The 17,867-nt window shown below is 70.5% G+C and carries 16 protein-coding genes and 1 pseudogene; 11 read left to right on the top strand and 6 right to left on the bottom strand.

Annotation, left to right across the window (positions count from 1 at the left end; genetic code table 11):
• Window positions 1-73: 73 nt before the first annotated feature.
• Window positions 74-823 carry a dioxygenase gene (locus tag ACIRRU_RS03700; protein WP_403676955.1) on the bottom strand — a complete coding sequence of 250 codons (750 nt, stop codon included), beginning with the start codon at window positions 821-823 and terminating at the stop codon, window positions 74-76.
• Between the two features lie 240 nt (window positions 824-1,063).
• Between ACIRRU_RS03700 and ACIRRU_RS03695 the strand changes: the two genes are divergently transcribed.
• Window positions 1,064-1,534: a MarR family winged helix-turn-helix transcriptional regulator gene (locus tag ACIRRU_RS03695; RefSeq protein WP_403675708.1), complete on the top strand. Its 471-nt coding sequence runs from the start codon at window positions 1,064-1,066 to the stop codon at window positions 1,532-1,534.
• 355 nt (window positions 1,535-1,889) lie between these two features.
• Here the strand turns inward: ACIRRU_RS03695 and ACIRRU_RS03690 are convergent, their stop codons facing one another.
• A complete protein-coding gene (locus ACIRRU_RS03690; protein WP_403675705.1) occupies window positions 1,890-2,465 on the bottom strand; it encodes a TetR/AcrR family transcriptional regulator in 576 nt (191 codons plus the stop codon).
• A 211-nt stretch (window positions 2,466-2,676) separates the two neighbouring features.
• Here ACIRRU_RS03690 and ACIRRU_RS03685 point away from each other — a divergent pair.
• Window positions 2,677-2,835 (top strand): annotated as a pseudogene (locus ACIRRU_RS03685) (transposase); the annotation flags it as partial.
• 194 nt (window positions 2,836-3,029) lie between these two features.
• Here ACIRRU_RS03685 and ACIRRU_RS03680 read toward each other — a convergent pair.
• Window positions 3,030-4,847: a bifunctional metallophosphatase/5'-nucleotidase gene (locus tag ACIRRU_RS03680; protein ID WP_403675702.1), complete on the bottom strand. Its 1,818-nt coding sequence runs from the start codon at window positions 4,845-4,847 to the stop codon at window positions 3,030-3,032.
• Window positions 4,848-5,047: 200 nt separating this feature from the next.
• Between ACIRRU_RS03680 and mshD the strand changes: the two genes are divergently transcribed.
• From mshD to pstB, 8 genes are all read left to right on the top strand, one after another.
• The gene (gene mshD / locus ACIRRU_RS03675; RefSeq protein WP_403675700.1) at window positions 5,048-5,971 is read left to right on the top strand and encodes a mycothiol synthase; all 924 of its coding nucleotides are present in this window, start codon (window positions 5,048-5,050) and stop codon (window positions 5,969-5,971) included.
• A gap of 578 nt (window positions 5,972-6,549) precedes the next feature.
• The gene (locus tag ACIRRU_RS03670) at window positions 6,550-8,805 is read left to right on the top strand and encodes an RNA degradosome polyphosphate kinase (RefSeq protein WP_403675697.1); all 2,256 of its coding nucleotides are present in this window, start codon (window positions 6,550-6,552) and stop codon (window positions 8,803-8,805) included.
• Entirely contained in the window at window positions 8,792-9,880 is a 1,089-nt protein-coding gene (locus ACIRRU_RS03665; protein WP_403675695.1) for a CHAD domain-containing protein, read from the top strand. The genes ACIRRU_RS03670 and ACIRRU_RS03665 overlap by 14 nt, the downstream gene beginning before the upstream one ends.
• A gap of 92 nt (window positions 9,881-9,972) precedes the next feature.
• Window positions 9,973-10,383, top strand: coding sequence for an NUDIX hydrolase (locus ACIRRU_RS03660; RefSeq protein ID WP_403676953.1), 411 nt, complete (start codon window positions 9,973-9,975; stop codon window positions 10,381-10,383).
• 362 nt (window positions 10,384-10,745) lie between these two features.
• Entirely contained in the window at window positions 10,746-11,882 is a 1,137-nt protein-coding gene (gene pstS, locus ACIRRU_RS03655) for a phosphate ABC transporter substrate-binding protein PstS (protein WP_403675692.1), read from the top strand.
• 124 nt (window positions 11,883-12,006) lie between these two features.
• Window positions 12,007-13,008, top strand: a complete 1,002-nt coding sequence (pstC, locus tag ACIRRU_RS03650; protein ID WP_363203897.1) for a phosphate ABC transporter permease subunit PstC — start codon at window positions 12,007-12,009, stop codon at window positions 13,006-13,008.
• Window positions 13,005-14,087: a phosphate ABC transporter permease PstA gene (gene pstA / locus ACIRRU_RS03645; protein WP_403675689.1), complete on the top strand. Its 1,083-nt coding sequence runs from the start codon at window positions 13,005-13,007 to the stop codon at window positions 14,085-14,087. The genes pstC and pstA overlap by 4 nt, the downstream gene beginning before the upstream one ends.
• 40 nt (window positions 14,088-14,127) lie before the next feature.
• Complete coding sequence (gene pstB / locus ACIRRU_RS03640; RefSeq protein ID WP_363203899.1) at window positions 14,128-14,904, top strand: phosphate ABC transporter ATP-binding protein PstB; 777 nt, start codon at window positions 14,128-14,130, stop codon at window positions 14,902-14,904.
• A 138-nt stretch (window positions 14,905-15,042) separates the two neighbouring features.
• Here the strand turns inward: pstB and ACIRRU_RS03635 are convergent, their stop codons facing one another.
• Window positions 15,043-16,041: an inorganic phosphate transporter gene (locus tag ACIRRU_RS03635; RefSeq protein WP_363203900.1), complete on the bottom strand. Its 999-nt coding sequence runs from the start codon at window positions 16,039-16,041 to the stop codon at window positions 15,043-15,045.
• Window positions 16,042-16,046: 5 nt separating this feature from the next.
• Window positions 16,047-16,667, bottom strand: coding sequence for a DUF47 domain-containing protein (locus ACIRRU_RS03630; protein ID WP_403675685.1), 621 nt, complete (start codon window positions 16,665-16,667; stop codon window positions 16,047-16,049).
• A 237-nt stretch (window positions 16,668-16,904) separates the two neighbouring features.
• On the opposite strand from ACIRRU_RS03630, the gene ACIRRU_RS03625 reads away from it, so the two are divergent.
• A complete protein-coding gene (locus ACIRRU_RS03625) occupies window positions 16,905-17,291 on the top strand; it encodes a metal-sensitive transcriptional regulator (protein WP_403675682.1) in 387 nt (128 codons plus the stop codon).
• A gap of 182 nt (window positions 17,292-17,473) precedes the next feature.
• Here the strand turns inward: ACIRRU_RS03625 and ACIRRU_RS03620 are convergent, their stop codons facing one another.
• Window positions 17,474-17,773, bottom strand: coding sequence for a hypothetical protein (locus ACIRRU_RS03620; protein ID WP_403675679.1), 300 nt, complete (start codon window positions 17,771-17,773; stop codon window positions 17,474-17,476).
• Window positions 17,774-17,867: the final 94 nt, after the last annotated feature.

Raw genomic sequence — 17,867 nt, 5'->3', positions numbered from 1 at the left:
GGTTTTCAACGGATGTCGTCGCCGCGGGGGGGGCAAGGCGACGACCGGGCGAAACGAGGGGCACACGAGGTGCTCAGGTCAACTGCACGGACCGGGTGGAGTTGCCCATCACCATCCGGTCGATGGCGCTGACGGCGCTGGCCGGGTCGTCGGCGGCGCCGACGGCGACCAGGAGCGGGGCGAAGTGCTCGGCCGTGGGATGGGCGATGGCGGCACCGGGAGCCTTGGCGCGGTAGTCGGCCAGGGCGTCCACGTCGCCCCGTGCCAGGGCGTCGACAGCCCAGGCGTCGAAGGCTCCCGTGACTGCGGCGAGTTCAGGCTGCTGGAAGACGGCGGAGCTGTGCGTCATGAAACCCGAAGCGAGTACGAGGACGCCCTCCTCGCGCAGCGACCGCAGACGTAATCCCAGCTCCAGCAGGACGTCGGACCGCAGGCCGGGCATCGACAACTGGACGACCGGGATGTCCGCGGCCGGGTACATCGCCATCAGCGGGACGAAAGCGCCGTGATCCAGGCCGCGGCCGGTGAACTCGTGCACCGGCGTCCGGCCCAGCGCACCGGTCAGCCGGCGTGCCAGAACGGTGGCGTTCGGCGTCGCGTAGGGCAGGGTCTTGTAACGGGGGTGGAAACCGCGGAAGTCGTAGTGCAGCGGCGTGCCGGCAGCGGTGCCGGACATCACGGCAGGCGCCTGTTCCCAGTGGGCCGAGACGACGACGATCGCCCTGGGTTTGGGCATTGACCCCGCCCAGGCGAACAGGTCGCCCAGCCACCGCGGGTCGTCGAGGGTGAACGGCGCCCCGTGACTGACGAACAGGGCAGGCAGGGGGCCGTCAGACGGATCCCACACCCGCTGTTCCCGTGCCTGCGGCAGCACCCGCGCCATCAGGTCGTCGTACGCGCCGGCCGGAGCGGATGAGGCCGGGTTGTGCGTCGGAGGTGTCCCCATCAGAGTCCTTCGCTCGATCAGGCAAGCCGACTGACTTGCCTGGGCAAGTGAAAGGTAACCCGATTTCACTTGCCTAGGCAAGTGAATGAGCTTGCCTGGACACGTACGATGTGGCGTATGGACACGCAGTCACCATGGCTCGACGACGACCAGCAGGACCTGTGGCAGGCGCTTCTCACCATCGTCATCGCCCTGCCCGCAGCCCTGGACCGCCAGCTTCAGCGAACGTCGAGCATCTCCAATTTCGAGTACGGGGTGCTGGCCCGGCTCTCGATGGCCGACAAGTGCACGATGCGCCTGAGCGACCTGGCCCGGGACTGCGACAGCACCCAACCACGCTTGTCGAAGCTCATGGACCGCTTCGAAGCGCGTGGCTGGGTCGCCCGCCGCCCCGACCCCGAGGACGGCCGGTACACCCTGGCCACCCTCACCGAGAGCGCCCGGCAGAAGCTCGCCGATGCCGCACCCGAACACGTCGCCCAGGTCAAGCGGCTCGTCTTCGACCCGCTGACCGCCACCCAACGCCGCCACCTCGAACCCGCACTCACGCGCATCGCCACCACCGTGCGTCAGGAACTCGACCGCTGAGTCCTGTCAGAGGTCTTCTCTCTCCCCTGCCCGGAATCCCTGTGGTCGTCGACGAACAGCGTCAGCCCCTCGCCGGAAACCATCATGACGTTCAGGAGCCAGGTCGTTGTTCCGCGCACGCGGCGGCATCGGCGGCCGCCGCGTCTGCCGTCCGTAGCGTCGCAGGGTTGCAGCCGGCACCATTCAAGGCCACCTCCGGAATGCGCCGCACCCCTTCCGGAGGTTCGTATTCAGGCATGGCGGACCCACTTCCGGTTCGCGGGCAACGGGCCTCACCGCGAAAGCGCTTCTGCGTCTGCTTCGACGAAGAAAATCTGCAGGCATCAAGAAGGCCGGAGCTCGGACTTTCTCCGATTCAGGTCAGGATCGATTGCAAGCCGTTGAGCGCGATCTGGCGCAGCGACTCGGAGCTCACTTTTGTCTGGGAAGTCACGCGGATTCCGTGGATCAGTGTCGCCAGCAAAAGGGCTCCTTCGCGAGGGTCAACTTCTGCACGGACGCTGCCATCAAGACGTCCCACCCGGATCGCCTCCTCGATGAGTCCGACGACTCTGTCGAACTCGCGGTCCAGCATGAGCGATACTCGCTCGTCGTGCTCGCGAAGATCGGGGTTCATCAGGCCGTTCACGAGCAAGCAGCCCGCGGCATGACCCTGCTCCCGCGCTGCGCACTCCTCACCGACCACACTGTCCATGAGAAGGCGAAGCCGTTCGGCTCCTCGCAGGTGGGCAGCGTCGAGCATCTCGACTCGCCGTTCGTTCAGCACTGCGAGATGCCGTTCAAGCGCACGCACAAAAAGTTCATCTTTTGAGATGAACGCGTTGTAAAGACTGCTGCGTCGCACGCCTGCGGCTTCACACAGCTGGCTTGTCGAAGTCCGGTCGAACCCGTGCACCTTAAACTCGCCTGCCGCTGAATCCAGTACAGCCATTTCATCGAAAGTACGTGGCCTGCCCATAGCATTTATATTATCACGTTTTGCACTCTCCGGTCCAGAACCCCCTCATGCATCTCAGAAGCAGGTTTTCTACGAGTGTCTGACCGCTCGGCGGGATGAACGGTTCGAGTTGGTGGACGCGGTGCTGTGCGCGGACGACCCCGGTCATCACGGCCACCGACACCACGGACCACTGCACGGCATGGACCGTGTCCACCCGAGGCTGACGCACCGCTCGGCCTGGCTGGAGCACGACGGCGAACTCCCCGTCGTCGAGGGCACCCTGGTCCGGTCGAAGGTCGAGCACCTCTCCAAGGACCGCGAGGTCCCGCCGGCCCGGCTCCGGTCCTCGAAAACCGGCGCCACCAGCGTAGGCGATGCCTGCCCGGATGAGGTGAGCACCGGCGGCGGGACCCAGGGATCCGGCCCCCACCCCGGACAGCCGGACCTCACGCCGTGAACGCCTTCCCGGTGTGTCACCGCGCCCGGGGCATGGACGCCGGAAAAGCCGTGAGGGGCGGCAGGCCGTCGGCCCACCGCCCCTCGTCCGCAGGAGAGTTACTGGATGACCGTGATCCGGTCCGTGGCCGGCGGGGCCAGTGGGGACGTGGCCGAGGAGTGGGCCGCGAGGTAGGCGTTGAACAGGTCCAGGTCGGACGCGCCGACCAGCTTGTTCGTGCCCTGGCCAAGGGCCGGGAAGCCGTCGCCGCCGCCCGCGAGGAACTCGTTCATCGCGACACGGTAGGTGCGCGCCGGGTCGATCGCCTCACCGTTCAGCTTGATGGTGTCGGCGACCACGCGGGCCGCGCCGGACTTCGTCAGGTCCAGGGTGTAGGTGAGGCCCTTGGACACCTGGAGGATCTTCGGGCTCGCCTCGTTGGGCCCGCTGACCTGCTGCTGGAGCGCGGTGACCAGCTGGGCGCCGGTCAGGTCGACGACGTTCATCATGTTGGTGAACGGCTGCACGGTGAACGCCTCGCCGTAGGTGACGACCCCGTCGCCCTCGCTGCCGGACGCCTGGTACACCAGGTCCGCGCGGATGCCGCCCGGGTTCATGAACGCGACCTCCGCGCCGCCCTTGTCGGCCGGGGCGAGCCCTTCGAGCTGGGCGTCGGCGATCACGTTGCCGAGCGGCTTCTCGGGGGCCGTGGAGCCGCGGCCGTTGATGTCGGCGGCGATGTAGCCCTGGGGCGCGTTCGCGATCGGGGCCGCCAGCTTGTTCCAGCGGCCGATCAGGCGGGTCATGTCGGCGGCCTTGGGCTGGTCCCGGGTCACCACGTGGTTCGCGGACTTCACCGACGTACGGACGATGTCGTGCGTACGGCGGTCGTAGGTGAGCGTGGTGTCCGTGTACAGCTTGCCGAAGGACGAGGCCGAGGTGACCATGCGCGGCTTGCCGGACGGGTCCGGGACCGTGCAGACGTACGCCTGGTGGGTGTGGCCCGTGACCAGGGCGTCCACCTTCGGCGTGACGCCCTTGGCGATGTCGACGATCGGGCCGGAGATGCCGTCGCCCGCGCCGGGGCTGTCGCAGTCGTAGTTGTACGAGGTGGAGGCCGGGGCCCCGCCCTCGTGGATCAGGGCGACGATGGACTTGACGCCCTTGCGGTCCAGCTCGCGCGCGTACTTGTTGATCGTCTCGACCTCGTCGTGGAACTTCAGCCCCTTGACGCCCTCGGCGGTGACGATGTCCGGCGTGCCCTCCAGGGTCACCCCGATGAAGCCGATCCTGACGCCGTTCTTCTTCCAGACCGTGTACGGCTTCAGCACCGGCTTGCCGGTCTTCTCCTTGGTGACGTTGGCCGCGAGGTAGGGGAAGTCCGCGCCCTTGAACTTCCTGCCCTTCTCGTAGCAGCCCTCGACCGGATGGCAGCCGCCGTTCTGGAGGCGGGCCAGCTCCGTCGCGCCCTCGTCGAACTCGTGGTTGCCGACCGCCGTGACGTCGAGGTCCAGCTTGTTCAGCGCCTCGATCGTCGGCTCGTCGTGGAAGAGGCCCGACAGCAGCGGGCTCGCGCCCACCATGTCACCGCCCGCCGCCGTGACGGAGTACGGGTTGCCCTTGCGCGCGGTACGCAGCGAGGTGGCCAGATACTCGACGCCCCCGGCCGGGATCGCCTCCACGGTGCCGTCCGGGTGCGTCTTGGTGACGTTGCCCGCCGAACCGGCCGGGGGCTCCAGGTTGCCGTGGAGGTCGTTGAAGGACAGCAACTGCACGTCCACCGTACGGGGCTTGTGCCCGTGGCCGTGCCCGTGGCCGTCGCCCCGGTCGTGGGCCCCGGCCGGCATCGCGGCGACGAGGGCCCCCAGGGTGGCCAGACCGGCCGCGGCGGCGAGCACCCGCCGGGACGCACGGTTCTTCTGCGGAGTCGCTGGCATCGGTCCCCTTGTGTGTCGGTCGCGTCAGTGGTGTCACTTCTGAATCCCGCGAGCCGCAGCCTAGAGTCAACGCGCGTAGCGCAACAGGTGTCCGGGGTTACGGACTGGTTGCCATCCGGCCAAACGGGCGTAGCGAACCGGCCGCCCGGCCACCGGTCGCGCACCGCCCCACCGGCCCCTCCCCCCGTACGCTCGTCCCCATGACGACTGACGCACCCCTCCCCGCACCCGGACGCGAGCTGCGGACCCTGGACGCACTCGGCCCCGACCAGGCGGACGCCGTTCTCGCCCTGCTCGCCGAGGCCGCCCGGTCCGACGGCCGGCAGGCCGTCTCCGAGCAGGGCCGGCTGCGGATCCGGGGCGGACACCGCGACGGCGTACGGCACTTCCTGCTCAGCGCCGACGGCACGCTCGTCGGATACGCCCAGCTGGAGGACGTCGACCCGGTCGAGGCCCCGGCCGCCGAGCTGGTCGTCCACCCCGACCGGCGCGGCAACGGGCACGGCCGGGCGCTCGGTGCCGCCCTGCTCGCCGCGACCGGCAAGCGGCTACGGGTCTGGGCGCACGGCGGCGGTTCGGCCGCCCGTCATCTGGCGCAGGTCCTCGGCCTCTCCCTCTTCCGCGAACTGCGCCAGCTCCGCCGCCCCCTGGCTCCGCTCGGCCTCGCGGAGCCCGTCCTGCCCGAAGGCGTCACCGTACGGACCTTCGAGCCCGGCCGCGACGACGCCGCGTGGCTCGCGGTGAACCGCGCCGCGTTCGCCCACCACCCCGAGCAGGGGTCGCTGACCCAGCAGGACCTGGACGACCGCAAGGCCGAGCCCTGGTTCGACCCGAAGGGCTTCTTCCTGGCCGAGCGGGACGGGGAGCTCGTCGGCTTCCACTGGACGAAGGTGCACGCCGAGGAGCGGCTGGGCGAGGTGTACGTCGTCGGCGTGGCGCCCGGCGCCCAGGGCGGCGGCCTCGGCAAGGCGCTGACCGCGATCGGCCTGCGCCACCTGGCCGCCCAGGCGCTGCCCACGGCGATGCTCTACGTGGACGCGGACAACACGGCGGCCGTGACGGTGTACGAGCGGATGGGCTTCACCACGCACGAGGTGGACCTGATGTACCGCACGGAGTCCTGACCGGAGCGGGGTGCGGGGTGCGGGCAGGGGCTGGCCCCGGAGGACCGGGGGCGGGGACGGAAGGGCCGGGGCAGGGAGAAGGTCTGGGGCGGGCAGGGGCCGGGCCCCGGGACGCCCCGGGCGGGCACGGGCCCCCGGCCACCCTCACGGACCCCCGGCCCGCGCTTCCGCGAAGCCCCCCAAGGCCCCTGGGGCCCTGGGGCCCCTGGGGCCTCCGTAAAGCCCCCGGGCCCCCGCCCCCTCATCGCACCCCTCCCGCAACCACCCCGCCCGAACACGCACCGTCACCGCGTGACCCCGCTCGCAGGCACACCGCTTCCTGGACGTCATGTCTCCGTTACCGGCCATTCAGACGCCCTTGCGACCCTCACGGAATGCAGCCAGCCGTGCCCGCCCCCCGCCGCAACGGGAGAGCCCGGGGCGACTCCGACCCCGGCGGCTCCTCGGGGCCCGCCCCGGGATCCTCCACCGGGCCCCTCGCCGAGGCCCCCGACCGCACCCCCGGGTTTCCCGGGCCCTCCGCTGCCTTTCCCGGCTCCGACGCGCCTACCGGGGCCCCCACGCGGAACAATGGGCTCATGAGCCAGCAGCCCAGCTCCGACGTCCCGGTCCAGCCCACCGCCCAGCCGTCCGTCGGCTCGCTCGCGGCGCACCGGCCGCACGCCGTCGCGTCCCCCTCCTCCGGCGGCGCCGGGTTCTCCACCGCCGTCGGCCTCGACCCCGACCTGGACGCCGACGCGGACGCGTACGAGCCCGACCGGGACGGCGACGAGCTGCCCCAGGGCCGCTTCCTGGACCGGGAGCGCAGCTGGCTCGCGTTCAACGAACGGGTGCTGGAGCTGGCCGAGGACCCGGCGACCCCCGTCCTCGAACGGGCTAACTTCCTCGCCATCTTCGCCTCGAACCTCGACGAGTTCTTCATGGTCCGGGTCGCGGGCCTCAAGCGCCGTATCGCCACCGGGGTCGCCACCCGCTCCGCCTCCGGCCTCCAGCCCCGCGAGGTGCTGGAGCTCATCTGGACCCGCTCGCGGGAGCTCATGGCCCGGCACGCCGCCTGCTTCCAGCAGGACATCGCCCCGGCCCTGTCCGACGAGGGCATCCAGCTGATCCGCTGGCCGGACCTGACCGAGAAGGAGCAGGCTCGCCTGTTCACCTTCTTCCGGCAGCGCGTCTTCCCGGTCCTGACCCCGCTGGCGGTCGACCCCGCGCACCCCTTCCCGTACATCTCGGGGCTCTCGCTCAACCTCGCCGTCGTCGTGCGTAACCCGGTCAGCGGCCACCGGCACTTCGCCCGGGTCAAGGTCCCGCCGCTGCTGACCCGCTTCCTGGAGGCGTCCCCGCAGCGCTACGTCCCCATCGAGGACGTCATCGCGGCGCACCTGGAGGAGCTGTTCCCGGGGATGGAGGTGCTGGCGCACCACATGTTCCGGGTCACCCGCAACGAGGACCTGGAGGTCGAGGAGGACGACGCGGAGAACCTCCTCCAGGCCCTGGAGAAGGAGCTGATGCGCCGGCGCTTCGGTCCGCCGGTCCGGCTGGAGGTCGAGGAGTCCATCGACCCGTACGTCCTGGACCTGCTGGTCCGCGAGCTGAAGGTGTCCGACGCGGAGGTCTACCCGCTGCCCGGCCCGCTCGACCTCACCGGGCTCTTCGCGATCGCCTCGCTGGACCGGCCCGAGCTGAAGTACCCGAAGTTCGTCGCGGGCACCCACCGGGACCTGGCCGAGGTGGAGTCGGCGTCCGCGCCCGACATCTTCGCCGCCCTGCGCGAGCGGGACGTGCTGCTCCACCACCCCTACGACTCGTTCTCCACCTCCGTGCAGGCGTTCCTGGAGCAGGCGGCGGGCGACCCCGACGTGCTGGCCATCAAGCAGACGCTGTACCGCACCTCCGGCGACTCCCCGATAGTGGACGCCCTCATCGACGCCGCCGAGTCCGGCAAGCAGGTCCTGGTCCTCGTCGAGATCAAGGCCCGCTTCGACGAGCAGGCCAACATCAAGTGGGCCCGCAAGCTGGAGGAGGCGGGCTGCCACGTCGTCTACGGGCTGGTCGGGCTGAAGACCCACTGCAAGCTCTCGCTCGTCGTCCGCCAGGAGGGCGACACCCTGCGCCGCTACTCGCACGTGGGCACCGGCAACTACCACCCCAAGACGGCCCGGCTGTACGAGGACCTCGGCCTGCTCACGGCGGACCCGCAGGTCGGGGCGGACCTCTCCGACCTGTTCAACCGGCTCTCCGGCTACTCCCGCCGCGAGACCTACCGCCGCCTGCTCGTCGCCCCGAAGTCCCTGCGGGACGGGCTGATAGCGCGGATCAACAAGGAGATCACCCACCAGCGCGCGGGCCGCCCCGCCTACGTCCGGTTCAAGGTCAACTCGATGGTCGACGAAGCGATCATCGACGCCTGCTACCGGGCCGCCCAGGCGGGCGTCCCCGTCGACATCTGGGTGCGCGGCATCTGCGCGATCCGCCCCGGCGTCACCGGACTCTCCGAGAACATCCGGGTCCGCTCGATACTGGGCCGCTTCCTCGAACACTCCCGGATCTTCGCCTTCGGCAACGGCGGCGAGCCGGAGGTGTGGTTCGGCAGCGCCGACATGATGCACCGCAACCTCGACCGCCGGATCGAAGCACTGGTCCGGGTCACCGACCCCGCCCACCGCGCCGCGCTCAGCCGACTCCTGGAGACGGGTATGGCCGACACCACCTCCTCCTGGCACCTGGGCCCCGACGGCAACTGGAACCGGCACGCCACGGACGCGGACGGCCAGCCGCTGCGGCACGTCCAGGAAATGCTCATCGACGCCCGGAGGCGCAGGCGTGCGACGCCCTGACCAGCAGACGACCACCTCCGCCGCCCCGGGAAGCCCGGTGGCGGCGAAGGCCCCCCGCCCCCTCGGCGCCCCCGCCCCGGCCGGTCCCGCGCCCCTCGGCGCCGACCTGACCACCGAGGCCGTCCTCGCGCCCTACCTCCGGGAGCGGGCCGCGGACTTCCTGCGCAGTCTGCGGCTGCACCACGAGCACAGCGCCCCCTCGGAGGCCGGGGGCCAGGACGCCGAGGCGGCCGCCCGCGCGCTGCGCCACGCGGCACGGCGGATCAGCGGCTCCCTGCACACCTTCCGGGACGCGCTCGACCCGCTCTGGGCCGACCAGCTCCGTACGGAGCTGGCCTGGCTCTCCGGGCTCCTCGCCCGCGAACACGCCTACGCCGCCCGCCTCACCCGGCTGATCGAGGCCCTGCACCAGCTCTCCGGCGCCTCCCTCCCCGCCGCCCGCGGCAGCCGGCCCGCGGGGTCGGGCGCCACCTCCGACGCCCAGGGCCGCGCCGTGCTCGGGGTCGGGGCTGCCCGCGCCGCGGCCCTGCTGGAGCGCCGCCTCACCCTGGCCCGGACCCGGGCCCACTCCGCGGCCCTCCAGGCGCTGGGCTCCTCCCGGTTCCACGCGGTCGCCGACGCCGTGGCCCTGCTGGCCTCCGACGTACCGCTGGTCCCCGGCACCCCGGGCCGGGCCCCCGAAGCGCTCCTGGAGCCCGCCGAACGGGCCGAGCAGCGCCTGCTCGCCGCGGTGGCCGCCCTGCCGCCCGACGCCGCGGCCGAGCCGTACAACGAGGCCCAGGACGGGCCCTGGCACCAGACCCGCCTGCTGCTGCGGCTGCACCGCTACGCCCACGAGGTCGTCCTCGGCGCCGCCGACCCGGCCCTGGCGGGCTCGGGGCACGCCCTGGACCTGCACCGGGACGCGGTGGAGGCGGCCTCTGCGGCCTCGGCGGCGGCCCGCACCCCGCGGATCGCCCCGGCCACGGCGTACGCGCTGGGCGTGCTCCACGCGGACCAGCGGCACGAGGTGGAGGCGGCCCGCGCGGTGTTCCGCGAGACCTGGCCGTACGCGGCGGCGGTGGCGACCCCGTGAGCGGCCCCCCGCCCGGCTACGGGAGCGGCGGGCCCGACGGCTACGGGAGCGGCGCGCCCCACGGCCCCGGGAGCGGTCCGGCGCGAGCGGCGATCCGGGCCGCGGGGTGCGTGCTGTGGCGGCGCGCCCCGGACGGCTGCACCGTGGAGGTGTGCCTGGTACACCGCCCTAAATATGACGATTTCTCCTTCCCCAAGGGCAAGCTCAAGCGCCGCGAGGAACCGCTCGCCGCCGCCGTAAGAGAGGTGCTGGAGGAGACCGGCCACCACTGCGCCCCGGGCCCCCGCCTCCCCACCGCCCGCTACCTGGTCGACGGCCGCCCCAAGGTCGTCGACTACTGGGCCGCCGAGGCCACGGGCGGCGCGTTCCGGGCCAACGACGAAGTGGACCGGGTGCTGTGGCTGACCCCCGACGCCGCCCGGGACCGCCTCACCCAGCCCCGCGACCGCGACCAGCTCACGGCCCTGCTCGACGCCCTGCCCGAACCCCTCCGCGACGCCTGAACGCCCCCGTAGCCCGGCAACCGGCCCACGCGCCCCGCAGCCCGGCGACCGGCACGCGCCCACGCACCCCGCCACCGGAAACCGGTCCCGAGCGCCCCGTGCCAGGCAGAAACCGGCCTACGCGCCCCTCGCGCCCCGCGCCAGAGGCCCCCGACCGGCCACCGTTCACCCGCACACCCGCCTGCCCGACACGGTTCACCTGCCGTTCACCCTCCCCCGTAGGCGGCTTCACCTGTTCTGCCTAATTTCGGACGTACACGGTGCGCGGCGCCACGCCGCTGCAACCCTCCTCATCGCACGCCGCCGTAGAACGTGAACGTGAACGTACAGACCACGGCGGCTCCTGGAAGGAACACCCGAAAGTGAAGCTTCAGCGCAAGAACCGGCTTCGTGCCACCGCGCTCGGTGCCCTCGCCGTCTCCGGCGCCCTGGTCCTCACGGCGTGCGGTTCGGACGACAACACCAACGGCGGCGGAGCCGGCAGCGGCGAGAAGTCGGCCTCCGCGTCGAACATCGACTGCGGCAAGGCCAAGGGCCAGCTGCGCGCCTCCGGCTCCAGCGCACAGAAGAACGCCATGGACCTCTGGGTCAAGAACTACATGGCCGCCTGCTCCGGGGTGGAGATCAACTACAACTCCTCCTCCTCCGGCGAGGGCATCGTCGCCTTCAACCAGGGCACCGTCGGCTTCGCCGGCTCCGACTCGGCGCTGAAGCCCGAAGAGGTCGCCGAGTCCAAGAAGGCCTGCAAGACCGGCCAGGGCATCAACCTCCCGATGGTCGGCGGCCCGGTCGCGATCGGCTACAACCTCGCGGGCGTCGACAAGCTCACGCTGGACGCCCCGACCCTCGCCAAGATCTTCGACACGAAGATCAAGAAGTGGAACGACCCGGCGATCGCCAAGCTCAACGAGGGCGTCGAGCTGCCGGACAAGGCCATCCAGGCCTTCCACCGCTCCGAGGACTCCGGCACCACGCAGAACCTCGGCAAGTACCTCGGCGCCGCCGCCGCGGACGACTGGAAGTACGAGGCCGAGAAGAAGTGGCCCGCCCCCGGCGGCCAGGCCGCGTCCGGCTCCTCCGGCATCGCCGCCCAGGTGAAGCAGGTCGACGGCGCGATCGGCTACTTCGAGCTCTCCTACGCCAAGTCCCAGTCCATCCCCACCGTCGCCATCGAGACCGGCGGCTCCGCCCCGGCCGAGGCCACCTCGGAGAACGCCTCCAAGGCCATCGCCGCCGCCAAGATCAAGGGCACCGGCAAGGACCTGGCGCTGGACCTCGACTACACCACCAAGGCCGACGGCGCCTACCCGCTGGTCCTGGTCACCTACGAGGTCGTCTGCGACACGGGCAACAAGGCCGAGACGCTCGACACCGTGAAGTCCTTCCTCTCCTACGCCGCCTCCGACGACGGCCAGAAGATCCTGACCGAGGCCGGATACGCCCCGATCCCGACCGAGATCAACGCCAAGGTCCGCGAGACCGTCAACAGCCTCTCGTAACCACCCGGGGGGCGGCCGGGACCCAACCGACCCCGGCCGCCCCCCTGGCCTGCCCCACCCCGACCATCCGGTGCACCGCCGCCAGGGGAGCCCCGCCGGCTCCCCCACACAGACCGGAAAGACCATGGCTTCCACCACACCGATAGACACCCCGCCGGCTCCGCCGGCCCCGACAGAACGGGCCGAGCGCCCCAAGTCCACCGGGCGCACGGGCGACAAGGTCTTCGTGGGCCTCTCCCGCGGCTCGGGCATCCTGCTGCTCGTGATCATGGCGTCGATCGCCGTGTTCCTCAGCTACCGCGCCGCCATCGCCATCTCGAAGGACGAGGGCAACTTCCTCACCACCTTCGACTGGAACCCGGCCGGGGACCCCCCGGTCTTCGGCATCGCGGTCCTGCTCTTCGGCACGGTCGTCAGCTCGGTCATCGCGATGCTCATCGCGGTCCCGATCGCCGTCGGCATCGCCCTGTTCATCTCGCACTACGCGCCGCGCAGGCTCGCCGCGCCCATCGCGTACGTCATCGACCTGCTCGCCGCCGTCCCCAGCATCGTCTACGGCATCTGGGGCGCCCTCGTGCTCGTGCCGTACCTGGAGGGCCTGAACCTCTGGCTGGACCAGTTCTTCGGCTGGACCTACATCTTCGAGAAGACCGAGGTCGGCGTCGCCCGCTCGCTGTTCACCGTCGGCGTGCTGCTGGCGATCATGATCCTGCCGATCGTGACCAGCGTCAGCCGCGAGGTCTTCCTCCAGGTCCCGAAGATGAACGAGGAGGCCGCCCTCGCGCTGGGCGCCACCCGCTGGGAGGTCATCCGCCTCTCGGTGCTGCCCTTCGGCCGCTCCGGCATCATCTCCGCCTCGATGCTCGGCCTCGGGCGCGCGCTCGGCGAGACGATGGCCGTGGCCACGGTCCTCTCCCCGAGCTTCCTCATCTCGCTGCACGTCCTCAACCCGGGCGGCGGGACCTTCGCGCAGAACATCGCGGCCAAGTTCGGCGAGGCCGACGAGTTCGGACGGGACGCCCTGATCGCCTCGGGCCTCGTCCTCTTCGTCCTCACCCTGCTGGTCAACGGCGCGGCCCGGCTCATCATCGCCCGCCGCAAGGAGTACTCGGGGGCCAACGCATGAGCAACGCAACCGCCGTCCAGGACCGTCCGACGCCGCCCTCCGGGCCCGCGCCGAAGTCCGGTCTCAGCAGCCGCTCGCTGCCGCGCCTGGCCCCCGTCGGCTTCGCCGCCGTGTCGGTCGCGCTGTCCATCGGCATCGCCACCGTCGCCGGCTGGCACAGCAAGGTGCAGTGGGGCATCATCGCCGCGCTGCTCTTCCTGGCCATCTCCTACGTCGCCACGAGCGTCGTGGAGAACAAGCGCCAGGCCAAGGACCGCCTGGCCACCAGCGTCGTCTGGGTCTGCTTCCTGCTCGCGGTCGTCCCGCTCGCCTCCCTGCTGTGGACGACGATCGTCCGCGGCGCCGAGCGCCTCGACGGCTACTTCCTCACCCACTCCATGGCCGGGGTCCTCGGCTCCGAGTCCAGCGGCGGCGTCTACCACGCCCTGATCGGCACCCTGGAGCAGGTCGGCATCGCCACGGTGATCTCCGCCCCGCTCGGCCTGCTGACCGCCGTCTACCTGGTCGAGTACGGCAAGGGCTCGCTGGCCCGCGCCGTCACGTTCTTCGTCGACGTCATGACGGGCATCCCGTCCATCGTCGCCGGTCTCTTCATCCTGTCGATCATGCTGATCGCCAACCTGGAGCCCTCCGGCCTGATGGGCGCCCTCGCCCTGACCATCCTGATGATCCCGGTCGTGGTCCGCTCCACCGAGGAGATGCTCAAGCTCGTCCCGAACGAGCTGCGCGAGGCCTCCCTCGCCCTCGGCATCCCGAAGTGGCGCACCATCCTGAAGGTGGTCCTGCCGACCGCGATCGGCGGCATCACCACCGGCGTCATGCTGGCCATCGCCCGCATCGCCGGTGAGACAGCCCCGATCATCCTGCTGGTCTTCGGCAGCCAGCTGATCAACACCAACCCCTTCTCGGGCGCCCAGTCCTCGCTGCCGTTCTACATCTACGAGCAGTACAAGATCGGCGAGGCGGCCTCCTACGACCGCGCCTGGGCGGCTGCCCTGGTGCTGATCGCCTTCGTCATGATCCTCAACCTCGTGGCCCGCGGCATCGCCCGCTGGAAGGCCCCGAAGACCGGTCGCTGACGCGGCCATCAGCGACCTCCCGAAAGAAGCAGTGATCTCCATGGCCAAGCGCATCGACATCAGCGGCCTCAGTGCCTTCTACACCAACCACAAGGCCATCGAGGACATCTCGATGACCGTGGAGCCCCGCTCCGTGACCGCCTTCATCGGCCCGTCCGGCTGCGGCAAGTCCACCTTCCTGCGCACCCTGAACCGGATGCACGAGGTCACCCCGGGCGGCCGTGTCGAGGGCAAGGTGATGCTGGACGACGAGAACCTCTACGGCTCCAGCGTCGACCCGGTCACCGTGCGCCGCACGGTCGGCATGGTCTTCCAGCGCCCCAACCCCTTCCCCACCATGTCGATCTTCGACAACGTGGCGGCGGGCCTCCGGCTCAACGGCAGCTACCGCAAGAGCGAACTGAACGACGTCGTCGAGAAGTCCCTGCGCGGCGCGAACCTCTGGAACGAGGTCAAGGACCGGCTGAACAAGCCCGGCTCCGGCCTCTCCGGCGGCCAGCAGCAGCGCCTGTGCATCGCCCGCGCCATCGCGGTCGAGCCGCAGGTCCTGCTGATGGACGAGCCCTGCTCGGCGCTCGACCCGATCTCCACCCTCGCCATCGAGGACCTGATCGGCGAGCTGAAGGAGCGCTTCACGATCGTCATCGTGACGCACAACATGCAGCAGGCCGCCCGCGTCTCGGACCGCACCGCGTTCTTCAACCTCGCGGCGGTCGGCAAGCCGGGCAGGCTCATCGAGATCGACGAGACGGAGCGGATCTTCTCCAACCCGTCGGTCCAGGCCACGGAGGACTACATCTCGGGCCGCTTCGGCTGAGCCGTCCGGCCCGGCCCCGATACGGCCTTGCGGTGCTGCATGGCGGTGCCACCACAAGGCGACAAGGGTCCGCCCCCGCTCTCCCTGGTACGGAGAACGGGGGCGGACCCGTGTGACACGTGTCGTACGGAGACCGGCTCAGCCGAACAGCAGATACACCGCTCCGTAGCTGAGCGCGGCCACCAGCGCCGCGGCCGGCATGGTGATGAACCAGCCGAGGATGATGTTCTTCGCGACACCCCAGCGCACCGCGTTCACGCGCTTCGTGGCGCCGACGCCCATGATCGCGGAGGTGATGACGTGCGTCGTGGAGATCGGGGCGTGGAAGAGGAACGCCGAGCCGAACATGATCGAGGCGCCGGTCGTCTCCGCGGCGAAGCCCTGCGGCGGGTCCAGCTCGATGATCTTGCGGCCGAGCGTGCGCATGATGCGCCAGCCACCCGCGTACGTACCCAGCGAGAGCATCACCGCACAGGCGACCTTGACCCAGATCGGGATCTCGTCGTTGGGGCCCTCGATGTCCGCGATGACCAGGGCCATCACCACGATGCCCATCGTCTTCTGGGCGTCCTGGAGGCCGTGGCCGAGCGCCATGCCCGCCGCCGAGACCGTCTGCGCGATCCGGAAGCCGCGCTTGGCCTTGTGCGGGTTGGCCTTCCGGAACATCCACATGATGCCGACCATCACCAGATAGCCGACCACCAGACCGACGACCGGGGAGACGAACATCGGGATGACGATCTTCTCCAGCACCCCGGTCCAGATCACGTCCGTGCCCCCGGCCAGCGCCGCCCCGACCATGCCGCCGAACAGCGCGTGCGAGGAAGATGAGGGGAGGCCGAAGTACCAGGTGACGAGGTTCCAGATGATCGCGCCGACCAGCGCCGCGAACAGGATGCCCATCCCCTTCTGCCCCACGGGCGTGGCGATGAGCCCTTCGCTGACGGTCTTGGCGACCCCTTGGCCCAGGAAGGCGCCGGCGAGGTTCATCACCGCTGCCATCGCCAGGGCCGCACGCGGGGTCAGCGCCCGGGTGGAGACCGAGGTGGCGATGGCGTTCGCGGAGTCGTGGAAGCCGTTGGTGTAGGTGAAGCCGAGCGCGACGCCGATGGTCACGACCAGCGCAAAGGTGTCCACGAGGGTCAGGACTCCTTGACCGCGATGGTCTCCACGGTGTTGGCGACGTGCTCGAAGGCGTCAGCCGCCTCTTCCAGCACATCCACGATCTGCTTGAGCTTCAGCACCTCCATGGCGTCGTACTTGCCGTTGAAGAGGTGGGCGAGCAGCTTGCGGTGGATCTGGTCGGCCTGGTTCTCCAGCCGGTTGACCTCGATCCAGTACTCCGTGAGGTTGTCCATGGTCCGCAGCCCCGGCATGGCCTCGGCGGTCAGCTCCGCCGCTCGCGCCAGCACCTCGATCTGCTGCTCGACGCCCTTGGGGAGTTCCTGGACCTGGTAGAGGACGACCAGGTCGACGGCCTCCTCCATGAAGTCCATGATGTCGTCGAGCGAGGACGCCAGGTTGTAGATGTCCTCGCGGTCGAAGGGCGTGATGAAGGAGGAGTTCAGCTGGTGGAAGATCGCGTGGGTGGCATCGTCCCCGGCGTGTTCCGCTGCCCGCATGCGCTCCGCGATCTCGGCTCGGGCGGCTGAATCCGCCCCGAGCAGTTCCATCAGGAGTTTCGAGCCCGTGACAATGTTGTCCGCGGACGCGGAGAACATGTCGTAGAAGCTCGTCTCCCTGGGGGTCAGACGAAAGCGCACGTGGGGTCCTCGGATGCATTGGGTTCGGTCAGGCTGATGCTAGGCGCATCATCCGGCCACGGCTAACCGGCGTTGTTCAGTGTCGCCCATCGGGCACAGCGATCAGCACGGACCCCCGGTCACGTTTGGGCGGGATTCGGTACGATATACCCGGCAGGGGTATCCAGGACGTCAGGCGCGACAGCACGGCGACGCGGCCCGGCCGCCACGCCGCACCAGGACAGACGGAGGACGCAGATGACGACGACCGGGACCACGGGCACGGAACCGGCGGGCGCGAGCACCCCCGACACCGCGGCGACCGCCGCCCCTGTGGACATCGTCACGGACCACGACCGCGGCATCCACGGCTACCACCACCAGAAGGCCGAGCACCTCAAACGCCTGCGCCGCATCGAGGGCCAGATCCGCGGCCTCCAGCGCATGGTCGACGAGGACGTCTACTGCATCGACATACTCACCCAGGTCTCGGCCTCCACGAAGGCCCTCCAGTCCTTCGCCCTGCAACTGCTGGAGGAGCACCTGCGCCACTGCGTCGCCGACGCGGCGGTCAAGGGCGGCGAGGAGATCGACGCGAAGGTGGAAGAAGCCACCAAGGCCATCGCCCGCCTGCTGCGCACCTGAGCCGGGGGCTCCGGGGAGGGCGGGGAGCCGACGTTGCGGCGCCGCGGCCGGGGGCCTGCGGGATCTCCGGAACGGCGGGAGCCAGGGCTACGAGGCACCGGGGCGATGCCTCAGGCGTTCCGTGACCGTCGCCGCACGCCAGCTGTCGCCGCACCCCGGCCGCTGTCACGCCCAGACCGCCGTCACCCGCGGTGAGCGGTCTGCCGACGGGAGGCCTGCCGGACGGGGGCCTGCCAGGTGGCGGGCTGCCGGGCGGAAGCCTGCCGGGGGACGGTCGCCGTCCAGGACTCCGCCTCCCCGTCCCGGACGTTGAGCACCTCGTCGATACGGTCAGGGCTGAGGCGTTCCTCACCCGCGGCGGACGCGGCGATCATCAACTCGCCGCAGAGCTCGATCTCAGCGAGAGCCACACAGTCCTGCGCGTTCGGAGCGGTGAGCGTCACCACCTGCCTAACCTCTCTCTGCCGTCGTCTTTCCGCCATCGTCTGCGTGCCGTCATCGCGACCCGGCCCCGGAACGGGAACCTCCCGGCACAGCCGCTTCCTAGCGTAGGGAACGCGATACGCACCGCGCATG

This window comes from Streptomyces sp. NPDC101181 (assembly GCF_044767975.1).
Classification (GTDB): domain Bacteria; phylum Actinomycetota; class Actinomycetes; order Streptomycetales; family Streptomycetaceae; genus Streptomyces.
The sequence above is the reverse complement of the archived record's forward strand: the minus strand, read 5'-3'. Positions and strand labels throughout refer to the sequence as shown.